Source organism: Nocardiopsis eucommiae (assembly GCF_965344335.1).
In the GTDB taxonomy this organism is placed as follows: Bacteria; Actinomycetota; Actinomycetes; order Streptosporangiales; family Streptosporangiaceae; genus Nocardiopsis; species Nocardiopsis eucommiae.
Window position 1 is genome coordinate 1 of the sequence record NZ_CBDRIY010000039.1, and the last position, 25,883, is coordinate 25,883.

Sequence of the window (25,883 nt, forward strand, 5' to 3'; positions counted from 1 at the left end):
TCCCGCTCTTCCTCTGTCCCCCGTCACGGTGGGGCCAGGTCCACCGGGAGCCGGGGTGACACGGGTACCCGGAAGCGGGGGAGCGGGCCAGTGCCCGGGAGGGGGCCGCGTCCGTAGGTTCTCCAGGGACATCCCGCGCCGCCTGCGGCCACACGACCCCCTGGACACCCCGTGAACGCTCTCTCCCCAGCCCCGCCCGCCCTCCGTGCGGGCGGTACCGCCCGTCGGATCGCGACGGCGTCGGCGGTCGTGCTCGCCGCCGTCTCGGCGCTGCTGCTGACACCCCGGCCCTACGAACTGTCCGCCGCGACCAGCGGGGACGCGGAGCTCGCCGCGCTGGTGCGGCAGGGGATCGACGACACCACCGGCTTCCACGGGCTGTCCGTGGCCGTCGTCGAACCCGGCCCCGAGGGGGACCTCCGGGTACGCTCCGCCGGGCTCGGAGAACAGGGGGACCGGGGTGAGACGGTGGACGGGCGCACCCCGTTCGGCTCCGCCTCGGTCGCCAAGGTCCTGCCCGGGATGCTGCTGGCCGACATGGTCGACCGCGACGAGGTCGGCCTGGACACCACGGTCGGGGAGCTGCTGCCCGACCTCGGTTTCACGGACCCGGCGGTCGCCGCCCTCACCGTGGAGGAGCTGGCCACCCACACCTCGGGGCTGTCCCGCGAGGACACGACCCCGCCGCAGACTCTCTGGCAGTTCGCCGCCAAACGGCACCCCTCCCCGCCCACGTCGGTCGACGGGTTCCTGCGGACCACGGCGGAGGACGCCGTGGTCGACCCCGCGCTGAGGGGTGCCAACCACTACTCCAACACCGGCTTCTCCCTGCTCGGGCACGCACTGGCGGAACACCTGGAGACCACCTACGCGGACCTCGTCCGGGAGCGGATCCTCGACCCACTGGGCATGGCGGACACCGAGGTGTGGACCCGGGTGGGCGGAGAGGTGCCCGACCCCCGTGTGCACGACGCGGACCGGGGGCGCCCGATCGAGCTGGACCGCTGGTCGGCCCACGGGCCTCAGGGCGGGGTGACCACGACCGCGCACGACCTCGGCCTCCTCCTGGCCGCCATGATGGACGGCTCGGCGCCCGGAGCGTGGTCGGCCGAGCCGATCGCGCCCGGCGACGTCGACCGCCGCGAGCAGGGACTCGGGTGGTACGTGGAGACCCTCGGCGGCCGGGCGATCACCTCCCACGGCGGCAACGCCACCACCAACGGGCACACCGCCTGGATCGGCTGGTCCGGTGACCGGGGCGCCGTCGTCCTGTCCAACACCCACCGGTTCAGCGAGGACGTCGGGATCCGGCTCCTGGGGGTGGACCAACCGAGTCCCGACAACGCGGCGGGGGAGCGGGTGTACTCGGCGGCCACGGTGGCGTTGACCCTGCTCCCGGTGCTGGCATGGCTGGGCTTCGCGGCACGCCGCCGCCCGGGACGCTGGGTGCGCCGTCCCGCGGACCGCCTCGGTGCGGTGTCCCACGGGACCGTGGCGGTCGCCCTGCTCGCCTACGCCCACGCGGCGGGCTTCTGGCACCTGGTCTCGCCGTGGGTGTGGACCACGGGCGCGGGCCTGGCCGTGGCGGCGGTGCTGGTGAGCGTCCACCGGTGGGAGCGGCTGCCGGTCGCACGCGGGCCACGGCCCTGGGCGCGCTGGCTGTCCACGGCCCCGCCCGCGCTGGCCGGGTTGGTCCTGCTGGTGGCCCTGGCCCTCGTGTGAGCGCCCGGGGCCCTCACAGCAGTTCGGCGGGGGAGCCGAACTCCTCGGTGAGCAGGGCGAAGGCCGTGCGCAGGTCAGCCAGGGCGGCGTCCGGGGTGTCCCCCTCGCCGTGGGCGGAGACCCCCGCGCGGAGCACGGCGCGGGCGCACCAGATCCCGTCCTCGTCCTGCTCGATCGTGTACGGAACCAACACGGGGTTCCTCCTCCTTCGCCGACCCGCGTGCACGGAGGGGCCCGGAGGACCACGCCCCCGCGCGGTCCTCCGGGCCCCGTGCCGGGCCGGTCTCGGTCAGTCCTTCTTCTGGTCGTCCTCGCCGGTGGCGGTGGACCAGGGGTCCCCGCCGGAGGGCGGCATCGGTCGGGCCTCCGGTTCCGGCCCGGGGTCGGGCGCGGTCTCCGGTTCGGCCTCGGGCCGGTCAGCGGCCCCGGACCCGTCGGAGGACGCGGGGCCCTCCTCGCGGTCGGGCGGCCCCCAACGGCCCATGTCGCGTCGGATCACCTCGACGGTGTCGTCGAGGATGCGGCGCAGGTCGTTGCTGGCGGACTCGCCCACCTGTCCGGCCCCGCGCACCATGTCACGGACCTTCACGGAGAAGTCCCGCAGGGCGTGCTCGAACTCGGAGCGGTCCGGCCCGCCGGGCTTCGGCCCGTCGTCGGAGTCGGTGCCGGAGCAGGAACGCTCCGAGCCCCCGGACTCTCCGCGGCCTCCCCAGGCCGCGCCGAAGGCCCCGAACCCCTGGGCGAACCGCTCCCACTCACGGGCCCAGACACCGTTGTCGTCCCGGTCCCGGTCCCGGTCCCGGTCCTCGGACTCCGTCCGCCGCTCACCGCCGGAACCCTCACGGCGTCCCTCACCCGAGGCGAACTTGAGTTCGTCGCGCAGCGAGCTGATCGTCTCGCGGACGTCCTGCTTCACGGCGCGGGCGATGTCGCGGACCGAGTCGGTGATCTCCCTCTCCAGGTCGTCCAGGTCGCTCTCGCGGGCCCGCAGCTCCTCGCGCCCCTTGTCGGTGAGGCTGTAGACCTTGCGGCCGCCCTTCTCGGTGTGCGTGACCAGCCCCTCCTCCTCCAGCCGCGCGAGCCGGGGGTAGATGGTGCCGGGAGAGGGCGAGTACACGCCGAGGAAGCGGTCCCGGAGCAGACTGATGATCTCGTAGCCGTGGCGCGGGCTCTCGTCCAGCAGTTTGAGCAGGTAGAGCCGGAGTCTGCCGTGGCCGAAGACGGTGCTCATTCGGAGGCCCCCTCGGGGATCGCGGCCGGGGCCTCGGGCGCGCGCCGCAGCAGCGCGGTCCGCCCGGACACGGTGTTGACACTGATGGAGGCCGGGTCGACGCCCACGCCGATCTTGCCGGTCAGGGCGGTGCGGGCCGGGGCGCTGCGGCGGTCCAGACCGAAGTCCGAGTCCACCTTGCCGGTGACGGTGCGCAGCTCGACGGAGGCCGAGGTCTCCGAGGGCACCCGCAGGGCCACCTCGCCGGAGACCGTGGTCACCCGGACCCGGGCGGAGGCCGCGAGGTCGGTGTCCACGAGTACGTGGCCGGAGGCGGTCTTGGCGCGGAGCTCGGCCAGGCGGCCACCGGCCACGGCCAGCTGTCCGCTGGCACTGTTGAAGGAGAGGGTGCCGCCCGGGGTGCGTACGGAGGCGTTGGCGGAGGCCGTGTTGACCTCGGTCTCCCCGGAGACGCCGTCCAGCGTGACCTCGCCGGTGGCGGTGCGCACACGGGTGCGGGAGGTCAGGCCCGCCACGACCACCGGGGCCCCGGCCGTGGTGACCTCGACCGGGCAGTCACGGGGGACCCGGAGGTCGACCGTGGCCCGTCGCGAGGCGATGTTGCGGTACCGCCCCAGCTGGATGGGCTTGAGCCGGTCCAGCAGCCCCTGACCGGTGAGGTCCTGGTAGTGGATGGTGAGGATGCCCGCCTCCTGGGTGACCTCCAGGGGCTCGCCCTCGATCTCGGAGATCTCGAAGGTGACCGGGTCGTCCGTCGGGATGATGTTGACCTGTCCGCTGACGATGCGCACCTTGAGGGCGACGATGCCGTCCAGGGTGTGGGTCGTCGGACTGTCGATGGACCAACGTGCCATCGTGGATCCCTTCCGCTCGCTCTCGATGACTTCACGATATGTCGCGAGTCGGCCGAACTCAAGATATGTCGCGGATTTCAGGGTCGTGTCAGGGACGGTTCGGGGTCGGACCCCGGGAACGGCCGAGGGGCCCGGGTCGGTGAAGACCCGGGCCCCTCGGCCGGATGACGCCGCTCGGCGCGGCTCCGCGTGACTACTCCTCGTCCTCGTCGTCCAACCGGGCCAACCAGGTGGCCAGGCGTTCGACGGGGGTCTCGAACTCGGGGTTGACGTCGGTGAACACCCGCAGCTGCTCGGCGAGCCAGGCGAAGCTGACCTCCTCCTCGCCGCGGCGGTTCTCCAACTCCTCGATCCCGCGATCGGTGTAGTACATGGAACCGGTCCTATTCCGCGGGCGGGAACACCGTGTCCACCAGGGCACGCTGCTCGGCCTCGTGGCGCTTGGCCGAACCGGCCGCGGGCGCGGAGGAGGCCGGACGCGAGATCCGGGTGAACGGGCGGTCGAGCTGCTCGGAGAAGACCAGCGCGACGAAGGGCCACGGACCCATGTTCGCGGGCTCCTCCTGGACCCACAGGACCTCGCCCGCGTTCGGGTAGGCCTTGAGCTGCTCGCGGATCTCCTCGATCGGCAGCGGGTAGAGCCGCTCCGCCCGGATGATGGCGGTGTGCTTGTCACCGCTCTTGCGGCGGGCCGCGTCCAGGTCGTAGTAGATCTTGCCCGAGCAGATGACCACGCGACGGACCTTGTCCGCCGAGATCGAGTCGTCCCCGATCAGCGGCTGGAAGTGGCCCGACGTGAAGTCGTCGGTGGCCGAGGTCGCGGCCTTCAGGCGCAGCAGCGACTTGGGCGTGAACACCACGAGCGGACGCTCGAACGGCGACTTCGCCTGCCAGCGCAGCAGGTGGAAGTAACTCGCCGGGGTGCTCGGCATCGCGACGGTCATGTTCTCCTGAGCGCACTGCTGCAGGAACCGCTCGATGCGGGCCGAGGAGTGGTCCGGGCCCTGGCCCTCGTAGCCGTGCGGGAGCAGCATGGTGACGCTGGAGCGCTGGCCCCACTTCTGCTCGCCCGCGCTGATGTACTCGTCGATGACGGTCTGCGCGCCGTTGACGAAGTCACCGAACTGCGCCTCCCACATGACCAGCGCGTTCGGCCGGGTCAGCGAGTAGCCGTACTCGAAGCCCAGCGCCGCGTACTCGCTGAGCAGCGAGTCGTGCACGAGGAACTTCGTGGTCCCGTTGTCGAACTGCTTGAGCGGCGTGTACGTCTCGCCGGTCTCGCGGTCCATGAGCGAGGCGTGGCGCTGACCGAAGGTGCCGCGACGGCTGTCCTGGCCGATCAGACGGACCGGGTGGTCGTCCAGCAGCAGGGAGCCGAAGGCCAGCAGCTCACCGGTGGCCCAGTCGATGGCGTCGGTCTCGACCATCGTCGCGCGACGGGTCAGCTGGGGCGCCAGGCGCGGGTGCGGCGTGAAGCCCTCGGGCATCGTCACCTGGGTGTCGATCACCCGCTTGACCGTCTCGGTGCTGATGGCGGTCTCGACCTTGGAGTGGTCCAGACGCGCCTCGGTGAACACCTCGGGCTTGACCACGGCGCCCGGCTCGATCGGCTTCTTCTCGACCTCGCGGGTCTCGGTGAAGGCCCTCTCCAGCTCGGACTGGTAGTCGCGCAGGGCCTGCTCGGCCTCCTCCACCGTGATGTCGCCGCGCCCGATGAGGGACTCGGTGAACAGCTTGCGGGTGGAGCGCTTGGCGTCGATGACGTCGTACATGAGGGGCTGGGTGAACGCGGGGTTGTCGCCCTCGTTGTGCCCACGGCGCCGGTAGCAGACGAGGTCGATGACGACGTCCTTGTTGAACGCCTGACGGTAGGCGAAGGCCAGGTGGGCGACCCGGACCACGGCCTCGGGGTCGTCCCCGTTGACGTGGAAGATCGGCGCCTGGACCATCCGCGCGACGTCGGTGGCGTACACGCTGGAGCGGCTGTCGGTCGGCGAGGTGGTGAAGCCGACCTGGTTGTTCACGATGACGTGGACCGTGCCACCGGTGCGGTAACCCCGCAGCTGGGACAGGTTCAGCGTCTCGGCCACCACGCCCTGACCGGCGAAGGCCGCGTCACCGTGGATGAGGATGGGCAGCACGGTGAAGCCGTGCGGGCCCTTGTCCAGCACGTCCTGCTTGGCGCGGACGATGCCCTCGGCGACCGGGTTGACCGTCTCCAGGTGGGACGGGTTGGCGGCCAGCGAGATCTCGATGGACTCGCCGTCACGGGTCTGGAAGGTGCCCGCGGTGCCCAGGTGGTACTTGACGTCACCGGAGCCGTGCGCGCTGCGCGGGTCGAGGTTGCCCTCGAACTCACCGAAGATCTGCCCGTAGGACTTGCCGCAGATGTTGGCGAGGACGTTCAGGCGACCGCGGTGGGCCATGCCGATGACGGCCTCGTCCAGCTCGGCCTTGGCGGCCTTGGAGATCACGCCGTCCAGCAGCGGGATCAGCGACTCGCCGCCCTCCAGGGAGAAGCGCTTCTGACCGACGTACTTGGTCTGGAGGAAGGTCTCGAACGCCTCGGCGCTGTTGAGGCGGTGCAGGATGTGCAGCTGCTCGTCACGGTCGAGCTTCTCGTGCTCGCGCTCGACGTGCGACTGGATCCACTCCCGCTCCTCCGGGCTCTGGATGTGCATGTACTCGATACCCACCGTGCGGCAGTAGGTGTCGCGCAGCACGCCCAGCACGTCGCGCAGCTTCATGACCTGCTTGCCGCCGAAGCCCCCGGTGGGGAACTCGCGGTCCAGGTCCCAGAGGGTCAGGCCGTGCTCCAGCACGTCCAGGTCCGGGTGCTTGCGCTGCTCGTGGTCGAGCGGGTTGGTGTCGGCCATGAGGTGGCCGCGCACGCGGTAGGCGTGGATCAGCTCCTGGACCCGGGTGGTCTTGTCGAGCTGGGTCGCCTTGTTGACGTGGATGTCCTGGACCCAGCGGACCGGCTCGTACGGGATCCGCAGCGAGTTGAAGATCTCGTCGTAGAAACCGTCCTCGCCCAGCAGCAGCTGGTGGATGCGTCGCAGGAACTCGCCCGACTGGGCGCCCTGGATGATCCGGTGGTCATACGTCGAGGTGAGCGTCATGACCTTGCTGATGCCGAGCTCGCTCAGGGTGTCCTGGGAGGCGCCCTGGAACTCGGCCGGGTACTCCATGGCCCCGACACCGAGGATGGTGCCCTGACCGGGCATCAGGCGCGGCACGGAGTGCACGGTGCCGATCCCGCCCGGGTTGGTCAGGCTGATCGTGGTGCCCTGGAAGTCCGGAACGCCCAGCTTGTTGTTGCGGGCCTTGCGGACCAGGTCCTCGTAGCCGCTCCAGAACTCGTTGAAGTCCATCTCGTCGGACTTCTTGATGGAGGGCACGACCAGCTGACGGGAGCCGTCGGGCTTCTGGAGGTCGATCGCCAGGCCGAAGTTCACGTGTTCGGGCTTGGCGACGCCGGGCTTGCCGTCGATCTCCGTGTAGGAGTGGTTCATCGAGGGCAGGGCCTTGAGGGCCTTGACCATGGCGTAGCCGATGAGGTGGGTGAAGGAGACCTTCCCACCGCGGCCGCGCCGGAGATGGTTGTTGATGACGATGCGGTTGTCGAACAGCAGCTTGACCGGCACCGCGCGAACGCTCGTCGCGGTGGGCAGGGTCAGGCTCGACTCCATGTTGGTCGCGGTGCGGGCGGGTGCGCCACGCAGCCGCTCCTCGTTGACCTGGAGAGCATCGTCGGTGTTCTTGGGTGCAGGGGTCGCGGTGGCCTTCTTCTTCGGCGCGGGTGCGGCGGGGGCCTTCTCGGTCTGCGCCTTTGCGGTCGCAGTGCCCCCACCCTTCCCGTTGGCCGAGTCCGCGGGCTTGTAGTCCGCGAAGAAGTTCCACCAAGCCTTGTCAACCGAATTCGGGTCGGTGAGGTACTTCTGGTAAAGCTCCTCGACCAGCCACTCGTTCGGGCCGAAATCTGTCAGGGGTTGAGACGCCTCAGACGACACGGCGGAGATCGCCCACTTCCGCAGCTCGCTTGTGAATGATTAGGAAAGACGGGTGGCTGCTGGCAAGGCGGGCTCGAAGAAGCACGGAGTCGCTCCCCTTCGCAGGGAAGAATCTGTCCTGGCCAGCACTCGTCGGGTACAAGGCTACTTGTACCGACCTCCCTGACGGGAACATCGGTGTAGTTGAAACTGGGAGATACCTAACAATCTTTCACACGAACCTTGTCTCTACGTGCCGGTTACTTTGCGTTGCGTGGTCAACGTGATGCGTTTACTCCTGTTTGTCGGGGTTCTCGGTGGGCATTCCTGTGACCGCCTCCGGCCAGGGCCCCTGTGGCGCGCACCACGTTTCCCGTCGGCGCCCGTGAGCGCGGCCACCGGACAGCAACCGACGGCGACCGGACGGCGTCCGACGGTGAAACGCCGGTGACCGGCGGCGGGGATGCCCGGATCTGCGCGCTCTTCCCAGTTCTCCCCCATGGCGGAGCCCCCCGAGCCTACGATCGGCCTACGAACGCGACATGTCGGGTGGGAGGACCATGAAGGGACTCGGAGAACTGGAGGCCGCCATCATGGGAGCCCTGTGGAGCTCGGAGGGTCCGCTCTCCGTGCGCGAGGTCCGGGACCACATGGTCTACGACCGCGAGGTCGCCTACACGACCGTCATGACGGTCGCCAACATCCTCTTCCACAAGGGCCTGGTGGACCGTGAGAAGGACGGCCGGGCCTGGGTCTACTGGGCCCGGGAGACCCACGCCGAGTACACGGCCCGCGTGATGGGCGAGGTCCTGGAGACGGGGCCCGACCCCGGAGCCACCCTGCTGCGCTTCGTGGAGCGCTTCAGCGACGAGGAGATGGCCCGGCTGCACCACGTCTTCCGCCAGGTGCGCGACCGGCGCGGCCCCGGTCGCACCCGCACCTCACCGACGGCGTAGCGAACGCACGCTCGGGGTGGCGACCGCCGCGAGCGTCGCCGCCAGGGTCAGCCCCGCCACGATCAACAGGGACCGTTCCGGTCCGATGGCCTCCGCCACCGGACCGATCGCGATCTGTCCCACCGGCATCGCCACGAAGGAGCCCAGGGCGTCGTAGGAGTACACGCGGGAGAGCCGCTCGGGCGGGACGTTCTCCTGCACCGACACCTCCCAGGCCACGGTGAACTGCTCCACGGCGACCCCGCCCGCGAACATCGCCGCGAACAGCAGCGGGACCAGCGGGGACGGCCCGGCCAGTACGAAGAACGGCAGGGTCTGGAGCGTGACCAGCGCCGTTCCGTAGAGCAGCGCCCGCTGCGGCTGCCAGCGAGCCGCGAGCACACCGCCGACCAGCAGCCCCAGGCTGTTGGCGGCCATGAGCAGACCCCACGTGGTCCGCCCGAACGTGTCGTCGGCGATCCCCGGCCCCAACACCGCCGTGACCGACGACCACCCGGCGTTGACCACCATGAACTGCAGCACGATGATCCACACCCACGGCCGGGCCACGAACTCGCCCCACCCGTCCAGGAGGTCGCGGAGCACCCCACGGCTTCGCGCCGCCGTGGACGGGACCCGCAGGAACAGGAAGACCACCCCGGCGGCGGCGAACAGCAGCGCGTCCACACCGATCGCCCAGCCCGGTCCGACCAGGCCCACGAGCACGCCGCCCGCCGACATCCCGGCGAACATGCCGACCTGTTTGGCGACCCCGGCCACCGCGTTGGCCTGGCGCAGAAGCGACCCGGGGACGGTCTGCGGGGTCAGCGCGGCGATCGCGGGCAGGTTGGCGGCGGCAGCGGCCCCGTTGAGCACGCTCAGCGCCACCATCAGTCCGAGGGTGGCCGCTCCGCTGATCAGGGACAGCGCCAGGAGCCCCTGGGAGAGCGCGGCCAGGAGACAGGCGCCCTGGATCACGACGGTGCGCGGGAGCCGGTCCGCGAGGACCCCGCCGAACAGCAGGAGCGCCACGTTGGCGAGGGACCGCGCGCCCACCACCAGGCCCACCTGGGCCAGGGAACCGGTCACGTCCAGGACGGCGAAGGCCAGCGCCACGTGCGCCATGCCGTTGCCGAAGAGCATCAGCACCCGGCCGGTCACCAGGAGGCGGAAGGGCGCGTGCACCAGGGGCGCCGTGAATCCGGGGCCCGACGTGCGCGGCCCGGTCATCCGTGCCTCTGGTTCATCAGGGTCCGCCCTCCGGTTCACCGTGTCGACCGGGGAACCCTCTCCGACGCGCGGGCGCGGGTCAACCGGTTTTTCCGGGCCGACCGCTCAGCGGCCGAGGACCCAGCTGCGGCCCTCGGCGGCCAGCTTCTCCACCAGGGTGGCGCTGTCGTGCTCCTTGGCGAAGAGGTGCTCGGGGCGGGTGATCGGCACGATCCACAGCCACCGCACGGGGTCGCCCTGGAAGGACAGGCCGGAGGTGTCCGGCGGGATCCTGGTGGGATCGGTCACCAGCGGGGTCGGGTCCTCCAGGAGCAGGACCGCGCCCGCGCCGCCGCGCATGGAGCGGTCCTCGGCGTTGTCCAGCCACTTGATGGTGTGCCCGGTCCCGAACCACGTGACCGCACGCCAGGGGAACGCCCCGATCCACCGGAAGATCCGGGCCGCGTGGTGCGCGGGCAGCGTCGTGGCCAGCGCCAGCTCCACTCGCGCGTGGTTGGAGGTGTCGGCCATGTACCGGTCCAGGGTGGGCATCCGCTGCCCGCACATGCCCACGGTGGAGAGCACCGTGAAGGGCCGGTCGTGCGAGGGCGGCCGCTCCGAGACCCGCAGCAGGGGCGGGTGGCCGTCGGACACGTCCCAGTAGTGTCCGGGCTCGCCCACCCGGCGGTTCAGGTGGCTCAGCACGGTCCGCTGGACGCTGCGCCACGCCCCGGAGGCGCGCCGCCAGTCCCAGTAGGCCTCGGCGTGCACCACACGCGGCCACAGCTGGTCGCGCACCGCGTCCAGTTCCCACGCGTAGGCGCTGCGCCCGATCGCCTCACGGGCGTAGCCGGGCAGGCCGCTGTCGGCCTCCGCCCAGCCCGGGATCACCGCGAGCAGACCCTCCTCGTCCACCAGGGCCACCCCGTCGCCCTCCTCGAACCACACCGCGCGCAGTGTGGCCGGGTCGAAGCGCGGACGCCCCTGCGGGTGCTTGGTGTGGGCCTCCGGCATGAGCGGCGCCTGCCCCCGGTGGAGGCCGCCCGACCCGCTCTCGCGGGGGGCCGCCTCGTGGTTGGCCAGCCACACCGGGACCCGGATGCGCTCACGGGCGTCGAGCAGGTAGGCGGCCGTGGTGTGGGAGTCGCACTCGACGACGACGCGGCGGCTCTGGTAGGGGCTGATCTCGTCCAGCAGGACGTCGATCTCGGTCACCGGCCCTCCCACGCGCCGACGGGCTGTCATGTCGTCGTGTCCGCCGGAAGCGGGCGGAGCCGTCCGGCCTGTCCACGAGCTAAGTAGAATCGACGGTAGTGCCCTGACAGTCGGAGCAGCACCGCAGTCGCGTATAGGTCGTATAACGACCCGTGCCGCCACTTCCCTCCCGCACCGGGCGCAGACCACCGACTCCACTCCTTACGGATCCTTATGCCCGCCGAGCTCACATTCGTCGCCCCCCGCCGCGCCAAGCCGCCCCGGCACCTGGCCGACCTCAGCCCCGAAGAGCGGCTGGAGGTCGTCAGGGAGCTGGGGGAGAAGCCCTTCCGGGCCAAGCAGATCGCCAAGCACTACTACGGCGGGCTGGAGTCGGACACCGCGAAGATGACCGACCTCCCCGAGGCCTCCCGGGAACGGCTCGGCGAGGCGCTGCTGCCCACCCTGCTCACCCCCGTCCGGCACATCACCTGTGACAACGGGATGACCCGCAAGACCCTGTGGAAGGCCTTCGACGGGGTGATGTTCGAGTCGGTGCTCATGCGCTACCCGGACCGCGTCACCCTGTGCATCTCCTCCCAGGCCGGGTGCGGGATGAACTGCCCCTTCTGCGCCACCGGCCAGGCGGGTCTCACCCGTAACCTGTCCACCGGCGAGATCGTCGACCAGGTCGTGGCCAGCGCCCGCGACCTGGCGCGCGGCGAGGTCGCCGGCGGCCCGGGGCGGATCAGCAACATCGTGTTCATGGGCATGGGTGAGCCCATGGCCAACTACAAGCGGGTGCTCCAGACCGTCCGCCAGATCACCGACCCGGTCCCCGACGGGCTGGGCATCTCCCAGCGCGGCGTCACCGTCTCCACGGTGGGTCTGGTCCCGGCGATCAACAAGCTCATCGACGAGAGGATGCAGGTCCGCCTGGCGATCTCCCTGCACGCCCCCGACGACGAGCTCCGCGACGAGCTGGTGCCGATCAACACCCGCTGGAAGGTCGACGAGGTCCTGGACGCCGCCTGGCGCTACGCCGGGACCACCGGACGCCGCGTGTCCATCGAGTACGCGCTGATCAAGGACATCAACGACCAGGCGTGGCGGGCCGACCTCCTCGGCAAACTCCTCAAGGGCCACCTGGTGCACGTCAACCTCATCCCGCTCAACCCCACCCCGGGGTCGAAGTGGACCGCCTCGCGCCCCGAGGACGAGCGCGAGTTCGTCCGGCGCCTCCAGTCCCACGGCGTCTCGGTGACCGTCCGCGACACCCGCGGCCAGGAGATCGACGGGGCCTGCGGGCAGCTCGCCGCCGCCGAGAAGTAGACCGACGTGGTCGAGACCGCCCTGGCCTTCGTGGTGGCCACCGCGGCCGGGTTGGTCCCGCTCATCAACATCGAGCTGTACCTGCTGGGCGCCGTCGCCCTCGTGGACGACGGCGCCCTGGTGGCGATGGCCCTGGCCGCCGCGCTGGGCCAGACCCTCGGCAAGATCCCGTACTACTACGTGGGCTACGGGACGCTCTCCACGCCGTGGCTCCGGCGCCGCGCCGCCACGCCCGGCCGGTGGACGGCGCGGATGTCCCGCTGGCGGACCAGGGCGGAGGAGCGCCCGGCCTGGGGCGCGGGCCTGCTCGCCCTGAGCTCCTTCGCCAGCGTCCCGCCGTTCATGGTCGTCTCCGTCCTCGCCGGGGTGCTGCGCATGAACCTCGTGCTCTTCTGCGCGGTCACCCTCGTCACCCGCTTCGCGCGCTTCCTGATCCTGGTCCTGGCCCCCGCCTGGGCGCTGTCCTTCCTGCCCTGACGGCCCCGCCGGGAAATCGGCCCCCTCCGTCCCGGAACCGGACCGCGTCGGTCGGCGTCTCTTCCTGTGCCTGATCACCGAGCACCAAGGAGGCCGCGATGCGGGCCGGACGTAGTGGGATCGCCGTCGGAACGGCGCTGGGAGCGTTGCTCCTGGCCACCGGATGTTCCTTCGAGTGGAGCATCGGGAACACCGAGCCCGTGGGCGGAGGCGACGCCACGGAGGCCTCCGACGCCGGGTCCGGTGAGGAGACCGCCGGGGGCGACGCCGCCGCCGTGGACGTCGCGGAGGTCGAACGCCAGTCGAGCGAGCGGCTCGCCGAGCAGGTCGGGCAGGCGCCGGACGACTTCACCTGCCCCGGCGACCTCCCCGCCGAGGAGGGCGCGGAGATGCGCTGCGAGCTCACCCACGGGGGGCAGTCGCTCGGCGTGACCCTCACCGTGACCTCGGTCGACGGTGGCGACGTCAACTGGGACGTCCTGGTCGACGAGTAGCTCTGGAAGGCCGGAGGCCGGGCGTACACTCGGGGCACGTTCGGGGTCGGCCTCCGGTTCGGCTCCCAGGTCACGAGGGGGAAGTTCGATGGTGCAGGTCGCGGTCGCCCAGTTCGCGCCGGGTCAGGACAAGGCCGAGAACCAGCGGTCGGTCGCGGAGCTGACCGCCAGGGCCGCCGCCCGGGGCGCGCGGGTGGTCCTGTTCCCCGAGTACACGATGTTCACCGCGCCGCGCACCGACCACCGCTTCGTGGAAGCCGCCGAACCCCTGGACGGGCCGTTCCTGGCCGACGCCGCCGACACCGCCCGCCGGGAGGGCGTGTACCTGGTGCTCGGCGTCAACGAGGCCGGTGGGGAGGGCGCCACCCACTTCACGAACACCCTTGTGGCGCTCTCGCCCGAGGGGAAGCGGGTCGCGCTCTACCGCAAGGTCCATCTCTACGACGCCTTCGGCGCGAGGGAGTCGGACGTGGTCGCCCCCGGGCCGATCGACGATCCGGAGACCTTCACCGTCGACGACGTGGTCTTCGGTCTCCAGACCTGCTATGACCTGCGCTTCCCGGAGGTGACCCGAAGGATCGCCGACGCCGGGGCGCACGTGGTGCTGCTGGCCGCGCAGTGGGTTCCGGGACCGCTGAAGGAGGACCACTGGCGCACCCTCGCCCGGGCCCGCGCCATCGAGAACACGGTGTACGTGGCCGCCTCCGGGCAGTCGGCGCCCGGCGGAGCGGGCAACAGCGTGGTGGTCGACCCGATGGGGACCGCGCTGGCGTCCCTGGGGGAGCAGACCTTCGAGGTGACGTCGGCGGAGGTTTCGGCCGCGCGCGTGGAGGCGGTTCGTGTCACGAACCCGGCGCTGTCCCTGCGCCGATTCTCGGTGATTCCGCACGACCGGGACTGAGCCCCAGCCCCGTACGGGGCAGGACATGTCCGGTACTTCCCAGGAAAGACCATCTATGAACTGGGGTCTTCCCAGGGTTCGTCACTTAGGGTTATGATCTCCCTGCACGGAGTGATTTAGATCGGTCCGGACCCTTCCAGGTGCCGAGAGCTTCTGATTCAATTAAGAGCCGGTAACTATCGGCCCGCCAGACTGTCCTAAACCACGGGGGGAGCAAGGACATTGCGCGGAACGAGCATGATGTGCGAACGGGACACGAGGCCTGACACCGCATCCGAGATCCACGTCTACGACCCGAGCTGGCTCAGCGGGGCGCAGTGCATGGGGGATGCCTGCGTCGTCTGCCACGTCAAGTGGCCGCGGCCCCGCCGAGTCCTGGGTGAACTGCCGGACGGCAGCCACGTGTACGGATGCGACGAGTGCGCGGGGATCATCGGTCACCAGCCGGTCTCCGCGGGTGGGTCGCTGATCGCGGCACGCTAGGCGATGGCGGCCGGTGACGACGGTCGCGCTCCGGGTCCAGGGGGAGTCATGAGGACCCGGAGCGCTTCCGTTGACGCACCCGCTTCCATGGGGAGGAGGGGAATTGAGTGCGTCTATCCAGGATGGTCTCTCGTGGCGCGCTCGGCGCGCGGTCGCGCCCGGTGAAGGGCGTCGCTGCACCACGATACTCCGTGTGGCCCGCCCTCGACCGTCAGTGAGAGACATCCGTCCGTTAATTCGACCGGCGCGGAGCTAGCCGTTGGTCGGGAACCCCAGGTCGACGCCGCCCTCGGGGCGCTGTCCCGGGTCGGTCCAGCGGGCCGTGACCGCCTTCGTGCGGGTGTAGAAGTGGACGCCCTCGGTGCCGTGGGCGTGCGAGTCCCCGAACAGCGACTGCTTCCAACCGCCGAAGGAGTAGTACGCCATCGGCACCGGGATGGGCACGTTGATGCCGACCATCCCCACCTCGATCTCGTTCTGGAACCGCCGCGCGGCCCCGCCGTCGTTGGTGAAGATCGCCGTCCCGTTGCCGTACGGGTTGCCGTTGACCAGCCGGACCGCCTCGTCGTAGTCGCGCACGCGGACCACGCTCAGCACCGGGCCGAAGATCTCCTCGCGGTAGCAGGACATCCCGGGGGCGACGTGGTCGAGGACCGAGGGGCCCAGCCAGAAGCCGTCCGCCTTCCCGCCCAGCACCGGGTGGACCCGGCCGTCGATCGCCAGCGTCGCCCCCTCACGGACCCCCGACTCCAGGTAGGAGGCCACCTTGTCCCGGTGCTCCCGGGTGACCAGCGGTCCCATCTCGCTGCGGTCGTCGTCCCCGGGACCGACCCGCAGCCGCGAGACCCGCTCGCGGATCCGTTCCAGCAGGTCGTCGGCGACCGAGTCCACCACCGCCACCGCCGAGATGGCCATGCAGCGCTCGCCCGCCGAACCGAACCCCGCCGAGACCGCCGAGTCCGCCGCCAGGTCGAGGTCGGCGTCGGGCAGCACCACCATGTGGTTCTTGGCGCCGCCCAGTGCCTGGACGCGTTTGCCGTGCTCGGCGGCGTTGCGGTACACGTACCTGGCGATCGGCGTCGAACCCACGAAGCTCACCGCCGCCACGTCGGGGTGCTCCAGGAGCGCGTCCACGGCGACCCTGTCCCCGTGCACCACGTTGAAGACGCCGTCGGGCAGGCCCGCCTCGGCCCACAGCTCGGCCAGGATCAGGGACGCGGACGGGTCCTTCTCGCTGGGCTTGAGCACGAACGTGTTGCCGCAGGCGATCGCCACCGGGAACATCCACATCGGGACCATCGCCGGGAAGTTGAACGGCGTGACACCGCTGACCACGCCCAACGGCTGAAGGATCGAGTAGGCGTCCACCCCGGTGGACACGTTCTCGGAGTACCCGCCCTTGAGCAGGTGGGGGATGCCGCAGGCGAAGTCCACGACCTCCAGGCCACGGGCCACCTCGCCCTGGGCGTCGGAGAACACCTTGCCGTGCTCCGAGCTGACGGCCGCCGCAAGCCGGTCGCTGTTGGCGCGCAGCAGCTCCCGGAACCGGAACAGGACCTGGACCCGCCTGGACAGCGAGGTGTCCCGCCAGCCGGGGAAGGCCGCCTTCGCCGTCGCCACGGCGAGCCCGACCTCCTCGGCCCCGGCGAGGGCCACCGTCCCGGTGACCGTGCCGGACGCCGGATCGTAGATGTCACCGGTCCGTTCGGCGGGCCCCTCGTGGGCACCGCCGCCGATCCAGTGGGTGACGTGCTTGCTCATGCTTCCTCTTCCTGGTGGGGGGCGGGCTCAGGCCTGGTCGGCGACGGCGCGGACGGCGTCCAGCAGGATGTCGCGGCCCTCGGCGGCCTCCTCGGTCGACAGGGTCAGCGGCGGGGCCATGCGCAGCACGTTGCCGTGCACGCCGCCCTTGCCGACCAGCAGCCCGCGCTCACGGGCGGCCTCCAGCACCTGCCCCGCCAGCGGGGAGGACGGCGCTCCCGTGGCGGGGTCGACCATCTCGATCGCGAACATCAGGCCCTTGCCGCGCACGTCCCGCACGCAGGCGAGCTCGCGCAGCGCGCGCAGCCCCTCGACGACGGTGGCTCCCTGACGGAGCGCGTTGCCCTGGAGGTCGTTCTCCAGCACGTGGTCGAGGGTGGCCCCGGCCGCCGCCATGGACACCGGGTTGCCGCCGAAGGTGGCCACGCCGAGCGCGGTCAGGCCGTCCATGAGGTCGCCGCGCGCCACCACGCCGCCCACCGCGAAGCCGTTGCCGAGCCCCTTGGCGAAGGTCATGGCGTCCGGGGTGACCCCGTGGTTGCCGATCCCGAAGAAGCTGGTCCCGGTCCGGCCCCACCCGGTCTGCACCTCGTCGGAGACGAAGAGGATGCCGTGCTCGTCCAGGACCTCCTTGTAGGCGGCGTACAGGCCGTCCGGGGGCATCGCGAAGCCGCCCACGCCCTGGACCGGCTCCGCGATCAGGCAGGCCACGTTGGGCGCCGCGGTGTCCAGGACCTCGCGCAGGTCGGCCACGCAGACGTCGACGTACTCCTGCTCCGTGAGGTTCCGGAACGCGGGGGAGGCGTGGTCGGTGCCGTGCAGGTAGTGCACGTTGAGGGGGGAGAGCGAGGAGTTCTTCCAGGCGCGGTTGCCGGTGACCGCGACGGTGCCGAAGGAGCGCCCGTGGTAGCTGCCGCGCATGGCCAGGACCTCGTCGCTGCCGCGCGCGTGCGTGGCCAGCAGCAGCGCGGTCTCGTTGGCCTCCGTGCCGGAGTTGGTGAAGAAGACCTTGGCGTCGGGGATGCCGGACAGTCCGGCGATCCGCTCCGCCAGCTCCACCTGGGAGCGGATGAGGTAGAGGGTGGAGGTGTGGACGACGCCCTTGGCGAGCTGGCGTTCCACGGCCTCGCGGACCTCCGCGACGTCGTAGCCGAGCATGTTGGTCACGATGCCGGTGAAGAAGTCGAGGTAGGTACGGCCTTCGGCGTCCGTGACACGGGCGCCCTTCCCGCTCACGATCTCCAGCGGGGACTCGTAGTAGAGGGGCAACCAGGAGGGCATGACCGCGCGGTGGCGCGCAAGGAGTTCCGACATGCCCTCAGTCTCCCCAGCGCCGAGGGGCTTATCCAGAATCACCATGTTGACAACATGCTGGGTGGCCTTACAGGTTGTAAAGCACCCGAGGAGGCGTCTCCTCGGAGCTCACGGGAGAGGACGGCTCAGCACGGTGTAAAGCGAAACGCTCTCGAATCTGACAGAGCGTCCTAGACTGTCGCCTGTGCTTCCCACTCTCGCCGAGGTCCTCCAGCTGCCCGCGCTCCAGAAGGCCAGGCCCCGAGTGGTGGCCGGTTCCGAGTACCTGGACGTGGCCGTCCGCTGGGTCCACATCGCCGAGGTCACCGACCTCGCCCACCTGCTGCGCGGCGGTGAGCTGGTGCTCAGCACCGGTATCGCCATGCCCGACGACCCCGACGCCCTTCGCCGCTACATCGAGGACATCGCCGACGCCGGGGTCAGCGGGATCGCCGTCGAGCTCGGCCGCAAGTACCACGCCGAACTCCCCGCGGCCTTCCTCGACGCCGCCCGCGAGGCCCGTGTCCCGGTCATCCTGCTCGACCGCGAGGCCCGCTTCGTCGAGATCACCGAGGCCGTGCACATCCGGGTGGTCAACGAGCAGCTGGAGGAGCTGCGCGAGTCCGAGAAGCTCCACTCGGTCTTCACCCAGCTGTCCGTGGAGGGCGCCGACGTCGCGCAGATCCTGCACGAGGTGGCCCAGCTCTCCGGGTGCCCGGTCGTCCTGGAGAACCTCACCCACCAGGTCCTGGCCTGCGACCTCAACGGCGAGGATCCCGGCACCCTGCTGACCGCGTGGGAGAGCCGTTCGCGCGCGGTCCGCACCGGGACCCGGACGGTGCACGCGCCCGCCTCCGGCTGGCTGGTCACCACGGTCGGTGCCCGGGGCCAGGACTGGGGGAGGCTGATCCTCATCGTCGGGGCCACCCCCACGGCCCGCCAGACCATGCTCATCGAGCGCGCCGCCACCACACTGGCCCTCGGCCGCCTGCTGGAACGCCACCAGGAGAGCCTGGAGCGCCAGACCCACCGCACCATCATCACGGGCATCATCGACCGCGCCTACTCCGATCCGGAGGAGGCGCTGGTCCGGGCGCGCGCCGTGGGGGTTCCCCTGCACAACCGGGAGATGGTCGGCCTGGTCCTGCGCCTGCGGGAGAGCGGGACCGGCCTGGCCGCCCAGGCCCGCCTCTCGGACACCGCCGAGGGCGCCGCCCGCGCCTGCCGCGAACTCCGCCTCCCCGCGCTGGTGGGCTCCCTCGACGACCTGCGCGTGGGGATTCTGCTGGCCCTGCCCGACCGCAGGCGGCTGGACGCCACCCTGCACCTGCTCGCGGACCGGGTCCGGGGCGCGGTGGGGGACGCGGCGGTGCTCGCCGTGGGCTCGACCGCCGACGACGTCCGCGAGGTGCGCCGCTCCTTCCTCGAAGCCCGCCAGGTGGGCGACGTGGCGATCAAGCAGAGCGACCGGCGCCCCTTCTACCGCCTGCCCGACCTCCACCTGCGCGGGCTGCTCCACCTGTTCCGCGACGACGAGCGCCTCCAGACCTACGTGGAGCGCGAGCTCGGCCCGCTCCTGGACCACGACGCCCGGCACGGCGGAGACCTGGCCGACATGCTCCGCCACTACCTGGGCGCGGGGCGCAACAAGGCGCTGGCCGCGAGCCGGGCGCACCTGTCCCGCCCCGCCTTCTACGAGCGGCTGCGCCGGATCGGCAACGTGCTCGACGCCGACCTGGAGTCGGTGGAGACCTGCCTGTCCCTCCACGTGGCCCTGCTGTCCCTGGACTCCCTCCGGGACCAGCACTAGGCGCCCCCAGAGCACGGGAGTGGCCCGTCACGGCCGGTGCAGTACGTTGGATTCCGTCGTGAATCCCGGCGTCGGCAAGGGATTCCTGATTCCGGCGCGTGGAGGCCCCAGTGACCGAGCTCCCCGGCCCCGGACCCGCACGGCGGGTCAACGGGGTGGTGTTGGACGAGACGGGAAGGCGCATCATCGAGCTCCTCCAACAGGACGGCCGACTCTCCTACGCCGCCATCGGCAAGACCGTGGGCCTCTCCGAGGCCGCCGCCCGCCAGCGCGTCCAGCGCCTCCTGGAGTCCGGCGCGGTCCGGGTGGTGGGCGTCACCGACCCCGTGGTCCTGGGATACCGACGCCAGGCGATGATCGGCGTCCGCACCGACGGCGACCCCGCCACCGCCGCCGACGCCGTCTCCGCGCTGGACGGGGTCCGGTACGTGGTCGTCACGGCGGGCTCCTTCGACCTCATGGTCGAGGTCGTCGCGGAGGACGACGCCCGCCTGCTGGACGTCGTCGCCGCGATCCGCGCGGTGGAGACCGTGTGGAGCACCGAGACCTTCCTCCACCTCAGGCCCCGCGAACGGGGCCGCGCCCGGGGTGCGTGGTAGCGGACCTCAGGGTGCCCCGGGGACCCCGGAGACCTCCATGCCCAGCAGCTCCGAGGCCAGGGTCTTGCCATGGGCGTCCAGGTACAGGGACGTGGTCACCGTATCGTCGGAGGCCCGGGCGCACACCAGGACCAGGGCGTACACGTTGTCCATCCGGTGCACGGTGACCGGCCCCCGGAACCGCTCGCCCAGCACGGCGCGCACCCGCTCGGGTGTCAACTCCTCAAGGAGCACCGGATACCAGCGGGGGTCCCGGGCCACGACGGAGATCGTGTTCAGGTTGCCCTTGTCCCCGGCCCTCGCGCTGGCGATCTCGTACAGCGGGACGCTCATCGTCGCTCCTCCCCGAACCAGCTGACCGCCGGTTCCACGGCCTCTCGTGCGATGGTGCTCGACAGGATTCCCACGACCTCCCCGCTCCGGGTCCGCACCCCGCCGCCTCCGGCGGGGCCGCACGTGTAGAGGGCGCCGACCTCCTCCTCCACGGCCTGGGCCCCGGCCCGGTCCGGGCTCAGGGCCGCGACGCGCAGCCGACACTCGAAGGGGTCCCCGCCGTCGGGCCCCGGCCCGGACCCGATCAGGTCGACCCGGCTCCGGACCCGGCCCCCCAGGCGCTCGCGCACCACCTCCCCGGCGAGCCGGGCCCGCGCCACGGCACCCGGCCCCGCGTAGGAGATCTCCCCCTCGCCCCGGTACCCGGCGCGGTAGCCGACGCTGACCTTCAGCGTGTCCGGCCGGGCGAGGCCGCGCGCGCCGTCCACGAGGACGCGGTCCCCGCCCAGCTCCCGCAGGCGCACACCCGTCATGTCCAGGGAGACGTCCGGGGTCAGGTAGGCCCGGGGGTCGGTCACCTCGTAGGTCAGCTGTTCCGTCACGGTCATGCGGTCCACCCTGCCGCCGGTCCCCGGGAGCTTGGTGACCACCGCGCGGCCCTCGTCGTCGACCTCGGCCAGCGGGAACCCCAGGTCGGCCAGGCCGGGCACCTCCTTGCGGCCCGGGTCGGCGAAGTACCCGCCCGTCACCTGGCCCGCGCACTCCAGCAGGTGGCCCACCAGCGTGCCCGCCGCCAACAGCCGGTCGTCCCCCGGGTCCCATCCCAGGTCGTGGAGGAGCGGAGCCAGGAACAGGGAGGGGTCGGCGGCCCGGCCCGCGACGACCACGTCCGCGCCGCCGCGCAGCGCGGGGAGCAGGGCTTCGGCGCCCAGGTAGGCGTTGGCCGAGACGAGCTCCCCATGGGACTCCAGCGGCTCGCCGTCCTCCCAGCACGGCGCGGACGGGTCGACGCGGTCCAGGACGTCGTCTCCGGTCACCGCGGCCACGGTGGTCGGCAGGCCCAGCGAGGCGGCCAGCGCCGCGGCCATCGCCCCGGCCGCCACGGGGTCGGCGGCGCCCGCGTTGGTGACCAGCCGCGTGCCCCGGCGGTGCAGCGGCTCCAGGAGGAGTTCGAGGCGGCGGCGGAGCATCGGGTCGTACCCCGGCCCCGACCCCTCGGAGGCGCGCAGCGAGGCGAGCGAGACCGTCCGCTCTCCCAGGCACTCCAGGACGAGCGTGTCGAGCTCGCCCCGCTCGACCAGGTCCACGGCGGGCTGGAGCCGGTCGGAGGCGAATCCGGCGCCGCAGCCGATCCGGGTGAGGGTCACGTGGTACTCCTTCGGGTTCGTGCGGACCTCGGGTCCGCGACGTGTGCGGCCGGTCGGTCAGGCCGCCCACGGCGTGATGACGCCCATGGCCACGGCCGAGCCGAACACGACCAGGCTGACGAGCCAGGCCCAGGGGAACAGGAACCGGATGTGGGTGCCGATGGGGACCCCGGAGAGGCCGACCAGCAGGTAGAAGGAACCGGTCATCGGGCTGATCGGGAAGCCGACGGTCTCCTGACCGGTGATCGAGGCCTGTGCGACGTCGATCTGCGCGACGCCGAAGCCGTCCCCGACGGCGGCCAGCACGGGCATGACAGCGAAGTAGTAGGCGTCCGGGCCGAAGAGCAGGCTCATGGGGACGGCCAGCACGCCGATCAGCAGCGGCAGCCCGGGTCCGAGGAAGTCCGGCATGGCGCCGGTCATCGACACCGCCATCGCCTCGATCATGCCGCTCTCCTCCATGACGCCGAGGAAGGCACCGGCCGCCAGGAGGGTGCTGGCCATGAGGATCGCCCCGCGGGCGTGGTCGTTGATCCGCTCGGTCTGCGCCGACATCCCGGGGTAGTTGAGCGCCAGCGCGAGGACGAGGGCGATCAGGAACACCAGTTCCGGGGGCATCACCCCCGAGACGAGGGCGGCGACCGTGGCGAGGGTGAGCACGGCGTTCACCCAGTACAGGCGCGGCCGCAGGAGCTCCGGACGCTCCGACTCGTACTCCCCGGGCACCGTTCCGCCGCCCGGGGCTCCGTCACCGGCCGCACCGACCCCGGCACCGGCCGGACGCCCGACGTTCGTCGAGCGCAGCCGGTTCCGCTCGCGGACACCCAGGTAGTACGCGATGAACAGGCAGGTGACCATGCCGATGAGCTGGGCCGGGATGAGCGGGGCCCACAGGTCGTTGGCGGGGATGCCGGTCGCCGTGGCCGCTCGGGCGGTGGGGCCGCCCCAGGGGACGATGTTCATGATGCCCGCGCCGAGGCCGGTGAGCGCGGCGAGCACCACCCGGCGCATCCCGAGCGCGTCGTAGAGCGGGAGCATCGCCGGGATCGTGATGAGGAACGTGGTCGCGCCCGCGCCGTCGAGGTGGGCCACCATCGCCAGGACCACCGTGGCCACCGCGATGGTCACGGGGTTGTCACCGGCGAACCGCAGGACGCGTCGCACGACGGGGTCGAAGAGCCCGGCGTCGCGCATCACCCCGAAGTACAGGATCGCGAAGACGAACATGGCGGTGGTGGTGGCCACCCCGGTGATGCCCGAGGTCACGAACGCGCCGACCTCACCCGGGCCGAACCCCATCAGGAGGGCGGCGGCGACGGGCACACCCGCCAGGGCCACGACCGCGCCCACGCGGTTGGACAGCAGAAGCACGAGCACGACCGTGATCGTGGCGAATCCCATGACGGTCAACATCAGGAGCGCTCCTCGGAGGGGACGAGAGTGACCTACAGCACTCGCGCTCATGTTTCCCTGAAGATTCCTTGAGTGTCCAGCATGAATAAAGCAAGAAGCTATGCTCTCGAAGCATGGATCTGACGCTGCGGGAGTTGTCCGTCTTCGCGACCGTCGCCCGGCACGGGAGTTTCACCGCCGCCGCCGACACGCTGCACGTCGCACAGTCCTCGCTGAGCCGGACCGTGATGACGATGGAGCGGAACCTCGGCGTCCGCCTGCTCGAACGCACGACGCGGCACGTGCGGTGCACTGCGGAGGGCACCGCACTCCTCGCCGTGGCCGAGCGCCTGATCGCGGCGCACCGCGCGGAGATGAACGGGCTCGAACGCTTCCTGCGGGGGACCCGGGGCACGGTCGTCGTGGCGACCCTGCCCTCACTCGCCGCCGCACTGCTCCCGGCCGTGATCGCTCGGTTTCGGGAGACCGCGCCCGAGATCGACGTCCACGTCCTGGACGGCATGGCGGGCAGCGCGATCGAGCGTCTGCGGGCGGGGGAGTGCGACATGGCGCTGGTGGCGGCCCCGGGACCCCAGGAGGGACTGCGGGCCCGGCCGCTGTTCCGGGACCGGTTCCTCGCGGTGGTGCCGTCCCGGCACCCGCTCGCGCGCAACTCCGAGCTCACCTGGGCCGACCTGGCCACGGAACCGTTCATCGTGACCGGAGGGGACTCCAGCGTCCGCCCCGTCACGGACGCGGCCTTCCGGAGCGCGGGGCTCCGACCGGCGCGCACCATCGAGGCGGGCAACATCTCCACCATCGGAGGCCTGCTCTCCGCGGGCCTCGGGGTCGCGGCGCTCCCCGCGCTGTCCCGGATCCTCATGAGCTTCGCCGACCACGCCTGCCGACCGCTCGGTGGGCCCGCCGTCGAACGGCGGGTCGACGTGATCGTCCACGGGGAGCGGCGCATGGCACCGGCGGCCGAGGCCTTCCTGGCCCTCCTCCTGTCGATGCGCGAGGAGGGCCACCCCCTTCCGGAGGGGGTGGCCTGGGTGCGGGACACCCCCTGACCGCCGGTGCGGCGCGAGCCGCTCCCGTCGACCTCCTACAGCCCGGCCAGGGCCTCCTCCAGGATGTCCAGGCCCTCGCGGAGCAGGTCGTCCCCGATGACCAGCGGCGGCAGCATCCGGATCACGTTGCCGTAGGTGCCCGCGCTGAGCAGGACCAGACCCCGGGAGTGGCAGTGCGCCAGCACCTGGGCCACCGCCTCGGGGGCGGGCTCCTTGCCGTCCTTGACCAGCTCGATGGCGACCATCGCGCCCCGGCCGCGCACGTCCCCCACGACGTCGAAACGGTCCGCGAGGCTGTGCAGGCGGTCCAGCATGAGCGCGCCGACCTCGCGGGCGCGGCCGGTGAGGTCCTCCGTCTCGATGACCTCCAGCGAGGCCAGGGCGGCGGCACACGCCGCCGGGTTGCCGCCGTAGGTGCCGCCCAGACCGCCGCCGTGCACGGCGTCCATGAGCTCGGCGCGGCCGGTCACCGCCGCCAGCGGCAGACCGCCCGCGATGCCCTTGGCCGTGGCGATCAGGTCCGGGACGATCCCCTCGTGGTCACAGGCGAACATGTCGCCGGTGCGCGCGAAGCCGGTCTGCACCTCGTCGGCGACGAACACGATCCCGTTGGCGCGGCAGAACTCGACCATCGCGGGCAGGAACCCGGGGGCGGGCTCGATGAAGCCCCCCTCGCCCTGGATGGGCTCGATGACCATCGCGGCCACGTTCTCGGCGCCGACCTGCTTGACGATCTGGTCGATCGCGGCGGCCGCCGCCTCGGGGCCGCAGTTCTCCGGACCGGTCGGCCAGCGGTAGGCGTAGGCCATCGGCACGCGGTGGATCTCTCCCGCGAACGGTCCGAAGCCCTGCTTGTACGGCATGTTCTTCGCGGTCAGGCCCATGGTGAGGTTGGTGCGGCCGTGGTAGGCGTGGTCGAACACCACGACGGCCTGCCGTCCGGTGGCGCTGCGGGCGATCTTGACCGCGTTCTCCACGGCCTCCGCGCCCGAGTTCAGCAGGAGGGACCGCTTCTCGTGGTCGCCCGGGGTGACCCGGTTGAGCGCCTCGCAGACCTCCACGTAGGCCTCGTACGGGTTGACCATGAAACAGGTGTGGGTGAAGCGGCCGAGCTGCTCGGCGGCGCGCGCGACCACGCGCGCGTCGGCGTTGCCGACGTTGGTCACCGCGATCCCGGAGCCGAAGTCGATCAGCGCGTTGCCGTCGACGTCCTCGACGATGCCGCCGCCCGCGCGCTCCACGTACACGGGCAGGACGCTGCCCACGCCCTGGGCGACGGCGGCCGAACGGCGCTTCTGGATCTCGCGGGACCGGGGGCCGGGGATCTCGGTGACGATCCTGCGGGACTGGGCGACCTCGGTCGGTTCCATGCGGCTGCCTCCTTGTGCGGTGCGACGGTGCGGACGAGCACGACACTAGATCGCGTCGAACCGGACACCCATGGACACAGTGGATAATCAGGTGAGCGTCCTGTGCCATTGCGTCAGGGACGGG

Annotated in this window: 23 protein-coding genes; 10 read left to right on the plus strand and 13 right to left on the minus strand. The window is 71.5% G+C overall.

What is annotated here, in order from left to right:
* Positions 1-171 precede the first annotated feature (171 nt).
* Complete coding sequence (locus ACRWK8_RS21480) at positions 172-1,722, plus strand: serine hydrolase domain-containing protein (RefSeq protein ID WP_378743203.1); 1,551 nt, start codon at positions 172-174, stop codon at positions 1,720-1,722.
* Positions 1,723-1,735: 13 nt separating this feature from the next.
* Here ACRWK8_RS21480 and ACRWK8_RS21485 read toward each other — a convergent pair whose 3' ends face one another.
* The 5 genes from ACRWK8_RS21485 to ACRWK8_RS21505 all read right to left on the minus strand — a co-directional run bounded on the left by ACRWK8_RS21485 (position 1,736) and on the right by ACRWK8_RS21505 (position 7,820).
* A complete protein-coding gene (locus ACRWK8_RS21485) occupies positions 1,736-1,915 on the minus strand; it encodes a hypothetical protein (protein ID WP_431872482.1) in 180 nt (59 codons plus the stop codon).
* Positions 1,916-2,011: 96 nt separating this feature from the next.
* Positions 2,012-2,953, minus strand: coding sequence for a PadR family transcriptional regulator (locus ACRWK8_RS21490; protein ID WP_431872484.1), 942 nt, complete (start codon positions 2,951-2,953; stop codon positions 2,012-2,014).
* Positions 2,950-3,807, minus strand: a complete 858-nt coding sequence (locus ACRWK8_RS21495) for a DUF4097 family beta strand repeat-containing protein (protein WP_378743197.1) — start codon at positions 3,805-3,807, stop codon at positions 2,950-2,952. The genes ACRWK8_RS21490 and ACRWK8_RS21495 overlap by 4 nt, the downstream gene beginning before the upstream one ends.
* Before the next feature lie 193 nt (positions 3,808-4,000).
* On the minus strand, positions 4,001-4,180 hold the full coding sequence (locus tag ACRWK8_RS21500) for a DUF6104 family protein (protein WP_378743195.1): 180 nt from the start codon (positions 4,178-4,180) through the stop codon (positions 4,001-4,003).
* A gap of 10 nt (positions 4,181-4,190) precedes the next feature.
* Positions 4,191-7,820, minus strand: a complete 3,630-nt coding sequence (locus ACRWK8_RS21505) for a multifunctional oxoglutarate decarboxylase/oxoglutarate dehydrogenase thiamine pyrophosphate-binding subunit/dihydrolipoyllysine-residue succinyltransferase subunit (RefSeq protein WP_431872487.1) — start codon at positions 7,818-7,820, stop codon at positions 4,191-4,193.
* 539 nt (positions 7,821-8,359) lie between these two features.
* On the opposite strand from ACRWK8_RS21505, the gene ACRWK8_RS21510 reads away from it, so the two are divergent.
* On the plus strand, positions 8,360-8,755 hold the full coding sequence (locus ACRWK8_RS21510; RefSeq protein WP_378743191.1) for a BlaI/MecI/CopY family transcriptional regulator: 396 nt from the start codon (positions 8,360-8,362) through the stop codon (positions 8,753-8,755).
* Here ACRWK8_RS21510 and ACRWK8_RS21515 read toward each other — a convergent pair.
* Both ACRWK8_RS21515 and ACRWK8_RS21520 read right to left on the minus strand, forming a co-directional pair.
* Complete coding sequence (locus ACRWK8_RS21515) at positions 8,741-9,964, minus strand: MFS transporter (RefSeq protein WP_431872489.1); 1,224 nt, start codon at positions 9,962-9,964, stop codon at positions 8,741-8,743. The two genes, ACRWK8_RS21510 and ACRWK8_RS21515, sit on opposite strands and share 15 nt — an antisense overlap.
* A gap of 105 nt (positions 9,965-10,069) precedes the next feature.
* Positions 10,070-11,158 (minus strand): suppressor of fused domain protein, encoded by a 1,089-nt coding sequence (locus tag ACRWK8_RS21520; RefSeq protein WP_378743187.1) that lies wholly within the window; start codon positions 11,156-11,158, stop codon positions 10,070-10,072.
* A gap of 213 nt (positions 11,159-11,371) precedes the next feature.
* On the opposite strand from ACRWK8_RS21520, the gene rlmN reads away from it, so the two are divergent.
* The 5 genes from rlmN to ACRWK8_RS21545 all read left to right on the plus strand — a co-directional run bounded on the left by rlmN (position 11,372) and on the right by ACRWK8_RS21545 (position 14,824).
* Positions 11,372-12,469 (plus strand): dual-specificity RNA methyltransferase RlmN, encoded by a 1,098-nt coding sequence (rlmN, locus tag ACRWK8_RS21525; RefSeq protein WP_378743185.1) that lies wholly within the window; start codon positions 11,372-11,374, stop codon positions 12,467-12,469.
* A gap of 6 nt (positions 12,470-12,475) precedes the next feature.
* Positions 12,476-12,946: a YqaA family protein gene (locus ACRWK8_RS21530; protein WP_378743183.1), complete on the plus strand. Its 471-nt coding sequence runs from the start codon at positions 12,476-12,478 to the stop codon at positions 12,944-12,946.
* 98 nt (positions 12,947-13,044) lie between these two features.
* Positions 13,045-13,440, plus strand: coding sequence for a DUF4333 domain-containing protein (locus tag ACRWK8_RS21535; RefSeq protein ID WP_378743181.1), 396 nt, complete (start codon positions 13,045-13,047; stop codon positions 13,438-13,440).
* 88 nt (positions 13,441-13,528) lie between these two features.
* On the plus strand, positions 13,529-14,341 hold the full coding sequence (locus ACRWK8_RS21540) for a carbon-nitrogen hydrolase family protein (RefSeq protein WP_431872492.1): 813 nt from the start codon (positions 13,529-13,531) through the stop codon (positions 14,339-14,341).
* Positions 14,342-14,581: 240 nt separating this feature from the next.
* Positions 14,582-14,824, plus strand: a complete 243-nt coding sequence (locus ACRWK8_RS21545; RefSeq protein ID WP_378743291.1) for a hypothetical protein — start codon at positions 14,582-14,584, stop codon at positions 14,822-14,824.
* Between the two features lie 252 nt (positions 14,825-15,076).
* On the opposite strand, the gene ACRWK8_RS21550 is transcribed toward ACRWK8_RS21545, so the two are convergent.
* Both ACRWK8_RS21550 and ACRWK8_RS21555 read right to left on the minus strand, forming a co-directional pair.
* Complete coding sequence (locus ACRWK8_RS21550; RefSeq protein ID WP_431872494.1) at positions 15,077-16,585, minus strand: CoA-acylating methylmalonate-semialdehyde dehydrogenase; 1,509 nt, start codon at positions 16,583-16,585, stop codon at positions 15,077-15,079.
* A 27-nt stretch (positions 16,586-16,612) separates the two neighbouring features.
* Complete coding sequence (locus ACRWK8_RS21555; protein ID WP_378743175.1) at positions 16,613-17,899, minus strand: aspartate aminotransferase family protein; 1,287 nt, start codon at positions 17,897-17,899, stop codon at positions 16,613-16,615.
* A 184-nt stretch (positions 17,900-18,083) separates the two neighbouring features.
* Here ACRWK8_RS21555 and ACRWK8_RS21560 point away from each other — a divergent pair, with 184 nt between their 5' ends.
* Together ACRWK8_RS21560 and ACRWK8_RS21565 are read left to right on the plus strand one after the other, a co-directional pair.
* The gene (locus ACRWK8_RS21560; RefSeq protein WP_378743173.1) at positions 18,084-19,688 is read left to right on the plus strand and encodes a PucR family transcriptional regulator; all 1,605 of its coding nucleotides are present in this window, start codon (positions 18,084-18,086) and stop codon (positions 19,686-19,688) included.
* Between the two features lie 110 nt (positions 19,689-19,798).
* Positions 19,799-20,287: an Lrp/AsnC family transcriptional regulator gene (locus ACRWK8_RS21565; protein WP_431872497.1), complete on the plus strand. Its 489-nt coding sequence runs from the start codon at positions 19,799-19,801 to the stop codon at positions 20,285-20,287.
* A gap of 6 nt (positions 20,288-20,293) precedes the next feature.
* Here the strand turns inward: ACRWK8_RS21565 and ACRWK8_RS21570 are convergent, their stop codons facing one another.
* From ACRWK8_RS21570 to ACRWK8_RS21580, 3 genes are read right to left on the minus strand one after another with little or no spacing between them, the layout of a single operon-like run.
* Positions 20,294-20,620, minus strand: coding sequence for an AtuA-related protein (locus ACRWK8_RS21570; protein ID WP_378743169.1), 327 nt, complete (start codon positions 20,618-20,620; stop codon positions 20,294-20,296).
* Positions 20,617-21,927, minus strand: a complete 1,311-nt coding sequence (locus ACRWK8_RS21575; protein WP_378743167.1) for an acyclic terpene utilization AtuA family protein — start codon at positions 21,925-21,927, stop codon at positions 20,617-20,619. Before ACRWK8_RS21575 ends, ACRWK8_RS21570 begins: the two co-directional genes overlap by 4 nt.
* Positions 21,928-21,984: 57 nt before the next feature.
* Positions 21,985-23,340: a CitMHS family transporter gene (locus ACRWK8_RS21580; RefSeq protein ID WP_431872500.1), complete on the minus strand. Its 1,356-nt coding sequence runs from the start codon at positions 23,338-23,340 to the stop codon at positions 21,985-21,987.
* 113 nt (positions 23,341-23,453) lie between these two features.
* Between ACRWK8_RS21580 and ACRWK8_RS21585 the strand changes: the two genes are divergently transcribed.
* The gene (locus ACRWK8_RS21585) at positions 23,454-24,389 is read left to right on the plus strand and encodes a LysR family transcriptional regulator (RefSeq protein ID WP_378743163.1); all 936 of its coding nucleotides are present in this window, start codon (positions 23,454-23,456) and stop codon (positions 24,387-24,389) included.
* A gap of 35 nt (positions 24,390-24,424) precedes the next feature.
* On the opposite strand, the gene gabT is transcribed toward ACRWK8_RS21585, so the two are convergent.
* On the minus strand, positions 24,425-25,759 hold the full coding sequence (gabT, locus tag ACRWK8_RS21590; RefSeq protein ID WP_378743161.1) for a 4-aminobutyrate--2-oxoglutarate transaminase: 1,335 nt from the start codon (positions 25,757-25,759) through the stop codon (positions 24,425-24,427).
* Positions 25,760-25,883 lie beyond the last annotated feature (124 nt).

Bases quoted from the DNA above. Each gene is read 5' to 3' on its own strand.
- ACRWK8_RS21490 (WP_431872484.1), bottom strand. From the start codon at position 2,953: ATGAGCACCGTCTTCGGCCACGGCAGACTCCGGCTCTACCTGCTCAAA.
- ACRWK8_RS21495 (WP_378743197.1), bottom strand. From the start codon at position 3,807: ATGGCACGTTGGTCCATCGACAGTCCGACGACCCACACCCTGGACGGC.
- ACRWK8_RS21500 (WP_378743195.1), bottom strand. From the start codon at position 4,180: ATGTACTACACCGATCGCGGGATCGAGGAGTTGGAGAACCGCCGCGGC.
- ACRWK8_RS21510 (WP_378743191.1), top strand. From the start codon at position 8,360: ATGAAGGGACTCGGAGAACTGGAGGCCGCCATCATGGGAGCCCTGTGG.
- ACRWK8_RS21515 (WP_431872489.1), bottom strand. From the start codon at position 9,964: ATGACCGGGCCGCGCACGTCGGGCCCCGGATTCACGGCGCCCCTGGTG.
- rlmN (WP_378743185.1), top strand. From the start codon at position 11,372: ATGCCCGCCGAGCTCACATTCGTCGCCCCCCGCCGCGCCAAGCCGCCC.
- ACRWK8_RS21535 (WP_378743181.1), top strand. From the start codon at position 13,045: ATGCGGGCCGGACGTAGTGGGATCGCCGTCGGAACGGCGCTGGGAGCG.
- ACRWK8_RS21540 (WP_431872492.1), top strand. From the start codon at position 13,529: ATGGTGCAGGTCGCGGTCGCCCAGTTCGCGCCGGGTCAGGACAAGGCC.
- ACRWK8_RS21545 (WP_378743291.1), top strand. From the start codon at position 14,582: ATGTGCGAACGGGACACGAGGCCTGACACCGCATCCGAGATCCACGTC.
- ACRWK8_RS21550 (WP_431872494.1), bottom strand. From the start codon at position 16,585: ATGAGCAAGCACGTCACCCACTGGATCGGCGGCGGTGCCCACGAGGGG.
- ACRWK8_RS21555 (WP_378743175.1), bottom strand. From the start codon at position 17,899: ATGTCGGAACTCCTTGCGCGCCACCGCGCGGTCATGCCCTCCTGGTTG.
- ACRWK8_RS21570 (WP_378743169.1), bottom strand. From the start codon at position 20,620: ATGAGCGTCCCGCTGTACGAGATCGCCAGCGCGAGGGCCGGGGACAAG.
- ACRWK8_RS21580 (WP_431872500.1), bottom strand. From the start codon at position 23,340: ATGTTGACCGTCATGGGATTCGCCACGATCACGGTCGTGCTCGTGCTT.
- ACRWK8_RS21585 (WP_378743163.1), top strand. From the start codon at position 23,454: ATGGATCTGACGCTGCGGGAGTTGTCCGTCTTCGCGACCGTCGCCCGG.
- gabT (WP_378743161.1), bottom strand. From the start codon at position 25,759: ATGGAACCGACCGAGGTCGCCCAGTCCCGCAGGATCGTCACCGAGATC.